This window comes from Cupriavidus campinensis (assembly GCF_905397395.1).
Classification (GTDB): domain Bacteria; phylum Pseudomonadota; class Gammaproteobacteria; order Burkholderiales; family Burkholderiaceae; genus Cupriavidus; species Cupriavidus campinensis.
The window spans coordinates 87,861-99,724 of sequence record NZ_CAJPVH010000005.1; the positions used below are offsets into that span (position 1 = coordinate 87,861).

Genomic DNA, 11,864 nt, shown 5'->3' on the forward strand with positions numbered 1-11,864 from the left:
TCCTTGCCGGGCGACAGCTAGCCTGCCGCCACGATTACATGGGCCTGGATCTTCCCGGCCACGGGACCGTCGCCATGGCGGCTGGCAATCGCCTCGGCCGCCCGGTCCGTAGCGTGTTGCAGCAGGCTGGCGTCCCGCACCTCTATCTCGTTCCGTAGCGGCGTGCCCAGGCAATAGGCGGCGGCGACGTCGCGCGCCGAGTTCGCGCGGCTCAGCTTCTCGCGGGTCTCGATCTGGACGCCGGCGAACCCGGCGCGGGCCAACTCCTCCCGGATCAGCGCGACATCGTGATAGCCATGCGGCGTACGCGCGAGGAATCTCGGCGGGTCGTGCGGGAACACCGTGGCAACGGCTTCGGTAACGTCATTGGCAAAGACATTCTCTTCGATGCGATCCCAGACATTGAAGATGAAACGCCCGCCCGGCCTCAGCACGCGACGCGCCTCGGCATAGCCGGCGACCCGATCGGGAAAGAACATCGCGCCGAACTGGCAACAGACAGCGTCGAATGACGCCGCCTCGAACGGAAGGTTGAGCGCGTCCGCCTGCTTCCATTCGATGCGGCTGTCGGGCCCTTGCCGGCTGGCGGCATAGTCGAGCATGGGCTGGTTGAGGTCGGTCACCACATAGCGCGCGCCGGCGCCCAGCTTGGGCGCAAGCGCGCGCGTGACCACGCCGCTGCCGGCTGCCGTCTCCAGCACCGCGCCGGGCGGGGCGGCCGCAACCAGCGCGGCCAGATCGGCGGCATAGGTCTCGAAGATCAACGGAACCATGAACGTGTCGTAGAACCTCGGGATCGTGCCCGCAAACACTTGATCGCAATCCGTCATGATTCCCCCTTGAAAGCGCTTGATCGTGCGCTTGCCGATGCCTCCGCGCGCCTAAAGTGGATCGCGCTGCGCTGCAACCGCCCACCAGTCTCCTGCATCGTGATCGCGCAAGAAATCCATGCGAACCCGAAAATCGCGCCGGCCGTACACGCGCATGCTGGCATCAGACGCTGAGAAGCGTCGTGGATCCATCCGGATCCACCCGTTAGTTCGCAAGGAGCACATCATGAAAACACTTGTACGACTCACCGGCCTGGCCCTTGTCGCCCTGCCCGCGCTGGCCTTTGCACAAAGCACTCCGGGCCCGGTTACCCGCGCGGAAGTGCGCGCGGACCTCATCCGTGTAGAGAAAGCCGGTTACAACCCGTTCGGCAACACCAACAACTATCCCGCCGATATCCAGGCGGCGGAGGCCAAGGTGGCTGCGCAGCAAGGCACGCCGGCCATCCAGCCGGAAACCCGCGCTGAAGTCCGGCAGGATCTGGTGCAGGTGGAAAAGGCCGGATACGATCCGTTCCGCGTCGGCAGCACGTATCCGGCCAAACTCCAGGCCGCCGAGGCACGCGTAGCAGCCGGCACAACCACCGCCTCGCCCACGCCGGCACAGAAGCCGATGGCAACGATGGCCGCTGCATCGGCAATCCCGCGCATTGACCGGCCCCGCAATGCGTTCTTCGACGGCGCTTGACGATGCAGGCATGTCCAGGCCCTAGCGCAGCCCGCCCCAGTGGTTGGTCACGCGCAGCAGCGAGGCATGCGGGCCGAATTCGCCGAGCCCTGTGGATAGCTGCTCGGCTGCCTCGCACACGGCTGCGGCCAAATCGCGCAAACGCGTGGGCCGCAGCCGTGTGTCCGGTCCGGAAATACCAACCGCCGCAATGACCGCGCCCGTTCCATCGAAAATGGGCGCGGCCAGTCCGTTCACGCCCGGGCGCCATTCGCCCCGATTGATGGCGTACCCCAGGCGACGGACCTGCTGCATCGATGCCGTGATGCCGTGATGCCGGCCCCCTTCGGCCTGCGCGAGAATCGCCGGCCACAGCGGCACGGACGGATGCACGCGGGACTGCAAGTGTGCATCGTCGAAATCCAGCATATGTGACGCCGTGCCGTTCACCAACGCGGCCTCCCGGGCGCCATCCTGCCGCACTACGCGCTGCAGATCGGCATTGCGCAGCCCTTCCGACACAGCCTTGGACGGGCGCTGCACGATCGCGTCCGGCGTACCGCCCGGCGGGAATCCCACCACGAGCTTGATCGGGCGATCCGGATACTGGCACGGGAACGGACGGGAGGAGGGATTCGTGTCGCCTTGCGCGAAAGGCGGCGAAGGCGGCGAAGGCGGCGAAGGCGGCACAGGCGGCGGGAGATTGACGGACTAGTGTGCCCGTCTCCCGCCTGATCAGCCACCGCGTTGCGCGGTGGCCGGGGGCACTGCCAAGACGATTAAGAGCCGACCTTCAGGCGGCCGCCGCGTCCCAGTCCGCCCTTCACTTCCTGCGCCTTGTAGTTGCGCAGCGAGACCACCATGTTGTTGTAGGCGTCCATGAACGCTGCAACCGTGGCCTTGCCTTCCGGCGTGCGGGAGAAGCCGCCAAGCCCGCCAGCCGCACCGCCGCCAAAGGCGCCCATGGCGGCACCAAAGTTGGTGGCCGTGGCGTTGCCTTCGGAGATGGACAGCTGCACGCCCGAGCGGATGTCGAACATCGTCAGCGTCACGACCGATGCCTTGCTTTGCATGGCACCGCCAACCAGTGCGCCGGCGGCGCCAAACAGGCTGCCCACACCGGCAGCCAGCTGGCCCGTGGCGTCGTTGTCGATGATGATGGCCGGCTCCATGTAGAAGTCGGCGGCCACGCGCTGGCCCTTCTGCTGCTTCGAACCAGCCCGGAACTCGCCCGAATTGCGCTGCTTGTCGGTGATCGACGACAGCTTGCTCTCGGTGCGATTGTTGCCGACAGACGTAATCACGAAGCAGTTCGACTGCTGCACGGCCAGGCGGATCAGCGGCTCGATAGTCGTGATCTTGGTCGTGGCGCCGAAGCTTGCGTACCACTCCTTGCCACGGCCATCATCCACGGCGAGCGTGCCCAGGGGCGCGTCGCAGCGCTCCAGCGACGGATTGGCATTCACGCTGCTTGCGCCGCCCGCGGCGCCGGTGGCGGCCGTCGGTGCCGTGCCAGTGGAGATGCTACCGCCGGCGCCCGGCATGGCACAGCCAGCCAGAACCAGGGACGCGGCCAGTGCGGCCAAGCGCAAAGAAGTCTTCTTGGGCATGAAATCGCCTGTTGTTGGAAGTGATGGAAAGAGGAGGAGGGGGCGGGCTTAGCGCAGATACCAGCCGGAAGGGCCCCAGACCCAGTAATACGGGTAGCTGCTGTACCACGCGTACCAAGACTTGCGATACGCCTCGCGTACCTGGTACAGACTCTGTTCGTCCTTCTTGGCGGCCTGAGCTTGCGGGATCAGGTCGCGGGCTTCCTTGCTGCCCTTGGAGGCGGCACGGGTCAGCCAGGCCTCGGCTTCCGCCGGGTCCGCGCCCATTTCCTCAAAGCCCATCAGATAAATTCGCCCAAGCGCCAGCTGGGCCTGCACGTGGCCGTTGTCGCCGGCCTTGCGCATCCACTCGAGGGCTTGATAGCTGTTGCGCTCCACGCCGTCGCCGCGCAGCAGGCGCAGGCCCAAGTCATAGGCCGCGTTGGGATTGCGTTCCGCCACTTCGGTCAGGGCCTGCATGCGGCGCTCGGCCTCGATATCGACGGGCGCGCCCTGGAATGTGGTCAGGCGTCGGTCCTGCTCGGCGCAGGCATTGCCGTTGCACACGCGCACCGTTGGCGAGCGGGACAACTGCCCTTCCGCCGTCTGCCCGGCGCATCCCGCCAGGCTCAAAACTGTCACGAACACCAAAGAAACGGAAACACGCATGGCAACCCCACCCCGAACATATTTATTTTTTTTGCAATGCCTCGAATACTTAGCTTTGTAAGTAAACGTGTAGATTGTAACGGCATTGTATGTGGGGATTGCAACACACCGTAATACGAATCAGTAATTTTGTTGCGTCACGGACACGTTCTTACTGGGGTAAACCCTATAAGAAAGGCAGGAAGCAGGGCCTCCCGCCGCCCGATCAGTCGTGTACGGGATGTGAGCGATGAACGTGCCCGATGTCAGAACGCCTCGTTGATCTGGAAATACACGCCTTTCGTATTGCGCCCCACCCCGGCATCGAAGCGAACGTTGACCCGGGGCTTGAACTCGAAGCGGTAGCCGATACCGCCGTTCGGCAGCCAGTGCCCCCGGAACAGCGCCCCCACATTGGGACTGACCGCCCCGGTGCCGAGCCAGAAGACCATGCCCTGCCGCCCGGCGATGTGCCAGCGGTACTCGGCCTGCACCCCGGCCATGACCTTGTCCCGGAACTGACCCGAGAAGTAGCCGCGCATCCGCTTGTTGTTGCCGAGGGTCGCCATCATGTCCCACGGCACATCGCCCCAGTTCATGTTGGCGTAGGCGTCGAAGGCCAGCACATCGCGCTCGCGCATGCGGAAGTACTTGTTGAACGTGAGTTCCACGTTCTCCATATTGGTATCGCTGCCAAGTCCGCGGCGGTAGACGGTGACGTTGGCCAGCAGCGATTCGCCCCGGTAAGGATTGGGGATGAAGTCGCGCGTGTCGTACGAGAAATGCGCGCTGACCCCGGAGCTGAGCACGCGTGGGCCGTGGGGATCGGTTGCCAGCTTGCTGTCGGCACCGCGCTCCAGCTTCACCGCATCGTCGTACTGCAAGCTCCACCCCGCCCCTACGTAGACGTTGGGGCGTACCCGCATCATGATCTTCGGCTGGAGCACCACCTCCTTGCGCGTGTACGCCTCCTTGTTGGCACTGTCGATGGCGCTGCCGTAGCCGATGCCCCAGTAGGCAGTGGGCATGTTGATGAGATCCGCCTCGATGAGAAAGCGGTAGCTGTCGTCGGCAAAGAACGTGTTGTTCTCGATCGAGATGCCGTAGGCGCCCTTGACGGTGCCGAAGCCGCGAATCGACAGTGTGGACAGTTGCGTCTCCTGCGCGGCGTTGGCCGGCTTGTAGAGGCCGATTGCCGCCGCGCCGATGCCGAAGCCCGTTTCCGGGTTATAGAACGGTCCCGGCAGCACGCCCCAGTCGATGCCCTGGCTCACGTCCACGGCGTCCGATGCGCCGAGCTTGGTGAGTATCCTGTCGATCCAGCCCTGCTTTTCCTCCGCGCTCGCCGCGCCCTCCACGGCTTCCACCGGCTCGTCCGCCTGCCCGGGCGGGGCCGCACCTGCCAGGCCAATCGACACACACATCGACACAAACCAGCGGCGGGAAGGCGTCGATTTCATTTAACGGGCCGCCCGAAAAGACTGACTTCTCTTGCCGGCCGGGCGCTTGCACAATCCGCAGATGGCCAGTCCCGCGTGCCTGCGCGGGTTCGCCGCAAGGAGACTCTTACGATGAGCGCGCGACCGCCCTACCGCCGGAAGCCTGCGCCGAGCCGGTTCCTTGGCGTGCTGCTGGCCGGCGCCGCCTCCACGGCGATGGCCTCTCCCTTCGACCTGCCCAGCACGATCCCGAACATGTTTGGCGTTGGCGTGGGCTCCACCACCCAGTACGCGGGCGGCAACGAACGCATGATCGGCGTGCTGCCGGGCCTGCGCTACACCTCGGAAAGCGGCCGGCTGCTGGAATGGTATGGCCCCTACGCCCAGTTCAACTTCGGCAGCCTGACCGGCTTCCAGTACGGCCCGGCCGTCTCGCTCCGCCTGGGGCGGAACAATGTCGACGACGCCGTCGTCGCCAGGATCCACGAGATCGACACCACCGTGGAAGCCGGCGGCTTTATCAGCTACGAGTACATCCATAGCGGCGGCATTCCGTACCGCCTGCGCGGCGGGATCAATGTGCTGACCAACGCGGGCATCGTGTATGGCGGGGCCCGTGTGTCGGCCACGGGTACCTTCTGGGTGCCCGTGCACACCCGAATGATGCTCGGGCTCGGCATGGGCCTGACGTGGGTAAGCGGCAGCTTCAACCGGACCTACTTCGGCGTCACTGCCGAAGACAGCGCCGCCAGCGGCCTGCCCGTCTACACGCCCGGCAGCGGCCTGCAACAGGGCACGGGCTGGCTCGGGGCGATCTATCGGATCGACAAGCACTGGCATGCGGGCGCCATGGTCTATTACCAGCGCATCACCGGCAGCGCCGCCGACAGCCCCATCGTCACGCAGCGCGGCACGCGCAACCAGGTGACCTACGGCGCCGGCATCGCCTACGCCTGGCGCTAGGCGCACTGCCCTCCCGACTTGGGAAACAGGAAGGCCACCCCTCGCTGGCCCTCGTACCATGCCCGTCAGTAAGGTGGATTCACCACCACGTATTGCGAGCCCTGCGGTTGATACCAGGTGGTGCCGCACTGCTGGTACACCATGCCGCCGTAATTGACCGGCGCACACCCGGGCGGCACAGTGCGGACCATGGAGCCGATCACAGCGGAGGTCACCGCAACGGTGGCGGTCACCGCCGCAGCCGTCGCCACGGGGTGATAGTCATTGTCCCAACCGTTGTGGCAGCACCCGCCGCCGCCCTCCACGTTCACGTTCACGTTGCGGTTCGAATTGACGTTCACGTTGCGGTTGGTATTGACGCTGTTGACACTGTTGCTGCGCACGTTGTTGGCGCGCGCATCCACATGCTGGTTGTTGACGTGCTGCGCGCCACCGCCGCCGCCCCGCGCCGGCGCCGCCGCGGCACGATTGCCGCCCGCGTGCCCGCCTCCGCCAGCGGGACGCGCGTCCGCCACAGGGGCCCACGCCGTGGCTGCGGCGAGGAAGATCACGGCCATCGACAGCAAGAAGCCCTTCCCAATAGCGTGGTGCATGATGCAGCTCCTTTACTGAGACTTCAGCGGAACGAACTTCGCCTCGGTGGCATTCTTGGGCGGCGTGAACGTGAAGCGGGATGCATTGAAGCCCGGATTGACGCGCCACCGGATCAGCGAGACCGATTGCGGGCGTGCCTCATCGGCACGATTGGTGATGACCAGCTTGCGCGGCAGGGGCCGCGCGCCGGTGGCGATCCAGATCTGCCAGTCGACATTGTCCTGGCGGAAGGCATAGTGGTCGCAGACCTCGCCATCCACGACGTCCTGGCCGGCATTCATCGCGGAGGTCATATTCCCGAGCGGTGCCTGGGGCGTGCCCCAGAGGAACAGGTCCGCCACCGGCAGTTCGATGCCGTACCGCTCCTGCAGCCGGTTCCCCAGCTCATCCAGGTTGTCGGTGAACGGCGCCTTCGAGTAGTACTTCTGCTCGGGCAGGTAGAGCACCACCGTCTTGCCGTCGTAGATCAGGTCGCGCGCAGACCGTGCGCTGCGCATTTCGGCGCGCAGCATGTTCGGGCGTTGCACGTCCACCTTGGCCGTAGCCATGTGGAGCAGCTTCTGGCCATCCTGGAGCACGCGTTCGCCGGAAAGGTCGACCTGCGCCTCGAACGTGCGCAGCGTCTGGAGGTACTTGCCCATGTTCTGCAGCGCCTGCACCACAGCCGGGTCCACGGCATTGGCCGCTGGGGGCGCGGACGAAGACGCAGCCGGGGCCGGGGGCGGCGCCGCGTTCGATTTGGAAGCGCTGGGGGGCGCAGGAGCCGCCGGAGGCGTCGATGGCGCGTGGCTACAGCCCCAGAGCGAAACGGCAAGCAGGCTCGATACCGCAATGCGTCTCATGGCAGGCTCCCTGAAATCTGGTTTCGTGCCTGATCCTTCTCCACTTCGCGGTCTTACGGAAGTCAATTTTTCTTTCATCGAATTAACAACTATCGATAATCGGCATGAAAAGTGTTGCGCTGTGACGCATGCCGCCCACCAGCGGGAAAAATGCAAAAAAAAGCCATCCCGGAAAACAGGATGGCCAGAAAAGCTCCTAAGCGGAGCACCATTTGCTGATGGGGCGCTGCGGCGCCGTCTAGGCCACGGCTATCGCATTGACTTCCAGTTCCGCGCCATAGTGGATGGTCGGGCACGGGACCACCGTGCGCGCCGGCGCCGGGCCGTCACCGAGGATCTGGGCATAGAGTTCATTCACCCGGGGCCAGTTGGCGATATCGGCGATGAATATCTGCACGTTGACCAGGTTCTGCATCGAACTGCCCGAGGCCAGCAGGATGGCTTTCAGGTTGTCGAACACCTGCCTGACCTGGGCGTCGAGGCCGGCCGGGATTTTCAGGTCATCGCCCAACATAATCGGGAGCTGGCCCGACACGAATATCAAGCCATTCGCCTTGACCGCCTGGGAATAATGGCCGCGCGGCAACGGCGCGCTGGCATGGTTGATGTACTCGATCATGCCTGTTGCCCCCTTTGGCTGGCCTGCCAGAGGCGGTCGAAATCCGTCGCGCGTTTCTCGGTGAAGGCATCCAGCCCTTCCTGCCATTCGGCACGCGGCACGTCGGACACAGAGCGGACCACCCGGCCCCAGTCATAGCCGGCATGGGCGTGGAGGTGGCCCTTTGCCGCCGCCAGCGCGCCCGGCGGGGCGTTGGCGACGATGGATTTCGCCAGCTCGAAGGCCCGGCCCAGCGACGCGCCCTTCTCCGCCACTTCATTTACCAGCCCACGTTGCAGCGCCTCGGGCGCCGGCAATCGCTTCCCGGTGAGTACAAGTTCGAGTGCCTGCCGGGTACCGACGATGTGCTGGAGCAGCGCCAGCCCGGTATTGGGGATGACGCCCCGGGTCACCTCGGGCAGCGCGAACCACGCCCCCTCTTCCGCGATGACCAGATCGCAGGCCAGCGTCAGCTCGAAGCCGCCGCCCACGGCCGGCCCCTGCACCGCCGCCACGACGATCCGCTTCTCTTCCGCCAGCCGGCGGAACAGCAAGGCGGGGTCGGTCCGGGGGTCGGCCTGCTCCATCCAGCCATCGCGCAGGTCATCGATATTGGCGCCGGCGCAGAACGTCGGCCCATTGGCGGCAATCACCAGCGCCCGGGCGCCCTGCGCCTGGCTGGACTCGATGGCGTCGAACATGTCGCCGACCATCCGCCGGGACAGCGCATTGCGCCGCTGCACGTCATTCAGCGTGATGACGGCGATGTCATCCCGGACGTCGAGAATCAAGGTAGTGAAGGTTTTCATGGTCACGCGCAAGGTCTGAGGGTTAAGCGGTCGCGGAAGGCATCAGGGAGCGGCGTGGGCCGGGCTTGCGCGGCATCCATCAGCACGCAGATCGCCTTGGCCCGTGCGCAGAGGGTGTCGCCCATATAAAGCCCCTGCATCAGTTCGAACGAGGTATTCCGGGCCGCCACGGGCGTGGTTCTGACTTCGATTTCACCCGGGTAGAACACCTCGCTGAGGAAATCGATGGCCAGGTGCGCCACCACGACGGTCTTGCCTGCCATGCAGGGCGCCAGATCGGCCTGCTGGAAGATCGCCATCCGCGCTTCCTCGAAACAGGTGGCGATCGCCGCGTTATTGACGTGCCGGAACTGGTCCGTGTCGCCGTTGCGCAGCCTTAAACGCGTCGAAAAACTGGCGCTTTCCGCACTTTCCAACCTCGTCATCCTGTCCCTCCATACGGTTCCGGTTTGTTCGAAAACGTTTTCGTAAAAGATAGCATGCAGAGCGGCACGGCACAAGGCAAAGCTTGCGCCGGGTCGATCATCGAAGGGGATTAGCGGGGTCTGGGCGGGCCGTCAGACGAACGGAGGATCAGCTCGGGCCGCCAGACTTCCTGCAAGGTCCTGGGGTCCGCGCCGTCTAGCCGGGCGAGCAGCATTTCCACCAGGCGCTTGCCGACGCGATTGGTTTCGGCGGTGAAGGTCGTGAGGGGCGGCGTCACGAGCCGCGCCACGGGATGGTCGTCGCCGCCGATCACGCCAACGTCCTGGCCCACGACCTTGCCGGCCTCGGCAATCGCCCGCATCACGCCCACTGCCACCATGTCCTGCCCGCAGACAAAAGCCGTGGGCGGATTGGGCAGCGCCAGCAGCGCACGTGCAGCGCGCAGCCCGCCCTCCTCTGTCATGGCTTCCTCCACGCACAGTGCCGGGTCGAGCGGAATGCCGGCCGCGCGCAGCGCCTCTTCATAGCCAAGCCGCTGGCAGTAGCTGAACATCAGGTACTCGGGCGGGTGCACCAGCGCAATCCGGCGGTGACCCAACGCGATAAAGCGCCCGCAGCCATCCCGGCCCACCACGGTTGCGTCGATATCGACAAACGGAAAGTCCTGCGAGCTCTCGCTGCGGCCAAAGGCCACGAACGGGATGTCCCGTTCCAGCAGATATTCGATCCGTTCATCGTGCCGGCGCGTACGGCCGAACAGCAGCGCATCCACGCGCTGCTTCTCCACCAGCCGCTTGAAAACGTCGATTTCCGTTTCCACGGTGCGGCCGGACGCGATGATCACCTGGTAGTTGGTGCCATCCAGCGCTTCGTCGATCCCCGACAGCATGTTCAGGAAGAACGGATGCGCGAACTGCGTCTGCGGCGCCGAGATCACAAAGCCAATCGTGTCCGACGACTGGCGGCGCAGGCGCCGGCCAGCCGGGTCCGGGCTGAATCCGAGTTCCGCCGCGGCCTTCAGCACGCGTTCGCGCGTGTCACGGCTGACGTCCGCCCGGCCGTTCATCGCCTTGGAGACCGTGCTGACCGACAGCTTCAGATGGGCGGCAAATTCCTTGATGTCCACTTGGGATTCCTGAGGTGCTTTGGACAACATTATCCCTCACCGCGCCGGGCTGCGCCTATCTGGACCGAAACCGTTTTCCGCAGGACCTTGCCCCACCTGCTTGACTTCCCCTGGTTCAAACACTACTCTTTCGAAAACGTTTTCGATGGCCCGATAAAACCCCGGCGAGGAGCACACCATGCACGACACTTCCCAAGACACCGAGCTTTCCATGATCCGCGAGACCGCCAGGCGCTTTGTCCGCCAGCGTCTGGTACCGCTCGAACAGCAGATCGAGACCGACGACGACGTCGAACTGGACCTGCTGGCGCAGCTGCGCGCCGAGGTGGCGGGGCTGGGCCTATACGGCTTCAACCTGCCCGAATCCATCGGCGGCCCCGGCCTCTCCGCCGCCGCCAAGGTCGTGGTGCTGGAGGAGCTGACCTATACATCGGTGCCGCTGAGCGAAGTCTTCGGCCACCTGCCGCTGCAGCTCACGCAGGCCAACGCCGCGCAGCGCGCCGGCTTCCTGCCCGATGTCCTGTCCGGCAAGAAAACCATCACCTACGCCCTGACCGAGCCGAACGCAGGCTCCGACCTGGGCGGCCTGAAGACCCGCGCGGTCAAGGTGCCGGGCGGCTGGACGCTCACCGGCAGCAAGCACTTCATTTCCCATGCCGAAACCGCGGACTACATCATCGTCCTGGCGGTGACCAACCCGGCCGCCTCGCTGAAGGACCGCTTCGGCACCTTTATCGTCCGGCAGGGCAACCCCGGCGTGGTCGGCATGACGCGCTACAAGAAGATGGGCTGGCGCGGCTACCACCTCAACGGCTTCACGCTCGAGGACTGCTTCGTCCCGGACGAGGACGTGCTCGGCGCGCCCAACGCCGGCTTCCTCGGCATGATGCAGTCGATCAACCAGGACCGCCTGCTCTCCGCCAGCCGCTCGCTCGGCCTGGCCGCGCGGGGCCAGGCCATGGCTTGCGAATACGCCAACGAGCGCAAGGCGTTCGGCAACGCCATCGGCCAGCACCAGGGCATCCAGTTCATGCTCGCCGACAACGATGTCGATATCGAAGCGGCGCGCCTGCTGATTGGCCGCGCGGCGGAACTGATCGAAGCCGGCGACCCGGCGGCGCGCATTGCCGCTTCCCGCGCCAAGCTGTTCGCCAGCGAAATGGGCTGCCGGGTGTCCGACCGTGTGCTCCAGATCTTCGGCGGCATGGGCTATATGTGCGAGCTGCCGGTCGAGCGCTTCTACCGCGACGCGCGGGCATTCCGCATTGGCGAAGGCACCTCCGAGATGCAGCGCCTGCAGATTGCTCGCGCCGCGCTGGCGCAGTGAGGGACG

General features: G+C 65.3%; 13 protein-coding genes and 1 pseudogene. 3 read left to right on the plus strand and 11 right to left on the minus strand.

What is annotated here, in order from left to right; all coding sequences use genetic code 11:
- Positions 1 to 17: 17 nt before the first annotated feature.
- Positions 18 to 830, minus strand: coding sequence for a class I SAM-dependent methyltransferase (locus tag KHO18_RS04945; RefSeq protein ID WP_211942862.1), 813 nt, complete (start codon positions 828 to 830; stop codon positions 18 to 20).
- 226 nt (positions 831 to 1,056) lie between these two features.
- Here KHO18_RS04945 and KHO18_RS28625 point away from each other — a divergent pair.
- Positions 1,057 to 1,362 (plus strand): annotated as a pseudogene (locus KHO18_RS28625) (DUF4148 domain-containing protein); the annotation flags it as partial.
- Between the two features lie 177 nt (positions 1,363 to 1,539).
- Here the strand turns inward: KHO18_RS28625 and KHO18_RS04955 are convergent.
- The 4 genes from KHO18_RS04955 to KHO18_RS04970 form a co-directional block, all read right to left on the minus strand.
- Entirely contained in the window at positions 1,540 to 2,079 is a 540-nt protein-coding gene (locus KHO18_RS04955; RefSeq protein ID WP_244844546.1) for an IclR family transcriptional regulator domain-containing protein, read from the minus strand.
- 197 nt (positions 2,080 to 2,276) lie between these two features.
- The gene (locus tag KHO18_RS04960; protein WP_144196555.1) at positions 2,277 to 3,107 is read right to left on the minus strand and encodes a hypothetical protein; all 831 of its coding nucleotides are present in this window, start codon (positions 3,105 to 3,107) and stop codon (positions 2,277 to 2,279) included.
- A 48-nt stretch (positions 3,108 to 3,155) separates the two neighbouring features.
- Entirely contained in the window at positions 3,156 to 3,755 is a 600-nt protein-coding gene (locus KHO18_RS04965; protein ID WP_144196554.1) for a tetratricopeptide repeat protein, read from the minus strand.
- Between the two features lie 245 nt (positions 3,756 to 4,000).
- On the minus strand, positions 4,001 to 5,194 hold the full coding sequence (locus KHO18_RS04970) for a BamA/TamA family outer membrane protein (RefSeq protein WP_244844548.1): 1,194 nt from the start codon (positions 5,192 to 5,194) through the stop codon (positions 4,001 to 4,003).
- Between the two features lie 111 nt (positions 5,195 to 5,305).
- On the opposite strand from KHO18_RS04970, the gene KHO18_RS04975 reads away from it, so the two are divergent.
- On the plus strand, positions 5,306 to 6,136 hold the full coding sequence (locus KHO18_RS04975; protein ID WP_244844550.1) for a MipA/OmpV family protein: 831 nt from the start codon (positions 5,306 to 5,308) through the stop codon (positions 6,134 to 6,136).
- Positions 6,137 to 6,201: 65 nt separating this feature from the next.
- Here KHO18_RS04975 and KHO18_RS04980 read toward each other — a convergent pair whose 3' ends face one another.
- The 6 genes from KHO18_RS04980 to KHO18_RS05005 all read right to left on the minus strand — a co-directional run bounded on the left by KHO18_RS04980 (position 6,202) and on the right by KHO18_RS05005 (position 10,531).
- Complete coding sequence (locus KHO18_RS04980) at positions 6,202 to 6,729, minus strand: hypothetical protein (protein ID WP_092294883.1); 528 nt, start codon at positions 6,727 to 6,729, stop codon at positions 6,202 to 6,204.
- Between the two features lie 12 nt (positions 6,730 to 6,741).
- Entirely contained in the window at positions 6,742 to 7,572 is an 831-nt protein-coding gene (locus KHO18_RS04985) for a DUF2092 domain-containing protein (RefSeq protein WP_144196553.1), read from the minus strand.
- Between the two features lie 238 nt (positions 7,573 to 7,810).
- A complete protein-coding gene (locus KHO18_RS04990) occupies positions 7,811 to 8,191 on the minus strand; it encodes a RidA family protein (RefSeq protein ID WP_092294880.1) in 381 nt (126 codons plus the stop codon).
- Positions 8,188 to 8,979, minus strand: a complete 792-nt coding sequence (locus tag KHO18_RS04995; RefSeq protein ID WP_092294878.1) for an enoyl-CoA hydratase/isomerase family protein — start codon at positions 8,977 to 8,979, stop codon at positions 8,188 to 8,190. Before KHO18_RS04995 ends, KHO18_RS04990 begins: the two co-directional genes overlap by 4 nt.
- A gap of 2 nt (positions 8,980 to 8,981) precedes the next feature.
- On the minus strand, positions 8,982 to 9,395 hold the full coding sequence (locus KHO18_RS05000) for an acyl-CoA thioesterase (RefSeq protein WP_211942863.1): 414 nt from the start codon (positions 9,393 to 9,395) through the stop codon (positions 8,982 to 8,984).
- Positions 9,396 to 9,514: 119 nt separating this feature from the next.
- On the minus strand, positions 9,515 to 10,531 hold the full coding sequence (locus KHO18_RS05005; RefSeq protein WP_092294874.1) for a LacI family DNA-binding transcriptional regulator: 1,017 nt from the start codon (positions 10,529 to 10,531) through the stop codon (positions 9,515 to 9,517).
- A 178-nt stretch (positions 10,532 to 10,709) separates the two neighbouring features.
- Here KHO18_RS05005 and KHO18_RS05010 point away from each other — a divergent pair, with 178 nt between their 5' ends.
- Positions 10,710 to 11,858, plus strand: coding sequence for an acyl-CoA dehydrogenase family protein (locus KHO18_RS05010; protein WP_211942864.1), 1,149 nt, complete (start codon positions 10,710 to 10,712; stop codon positions 11,856 to 11,858).
- Positions 11,859 to 11,864: the final 6 nt, after the last annotated feature.